Genomic DNA, 259 nt, shown 5'->3' with positions numbered 1-259 from the left:
CGGGGGCTCGCAAATTCCCCGCAGTCAGATTCTTCATAGCGACGGGGCATCACGCCATGAATATTGGCCTTTCGGGCCAGCTCGGCGCGGCTCAATCCAAGAAGTTCGCGCCTAGCTTTCAGAGCAGCAGGAAAGTCGGGAGAAGTGGGCGAAGGAAGCATGGGGAGCACCTGGGGGTGAGGGGTAATAGCTAAAGTATATTTTAGGTTGCCCTTAATTTCAAGGGTAATATGGTTTGGGTTTCGTTTTCGCCGCTCTC

Annotated in this window: 1 protein-coding gene; it reads right to left on the bottom strand. The window is 54.1% G+C overall.

Annotation, left to right across the window (positions count from 1 at the left end):
* A partial coding sequence (locus tag SB752_RS32790) for a helix-turn-helix domain-containing protein (RefSeq protein ID WP_410719561.1) occupies positions 1 to 259 on the bottom strand: 259 nt, incomplete at both ends.

The sequence above is a fragment of the Brevibacillus sp. SIMBA_040 genome, from assembly GCF_046535075.1.
GTDB lineage: Bacteria > Bacillota > Bacilli > Brevibacillales > Brevibacillaceae > Brevibacillus.
The sequence above is the reverse complement of the archived record's forward strand: the minus strand, read 5'-3'. Positions and strand labels throughout refer to the sequence as shown.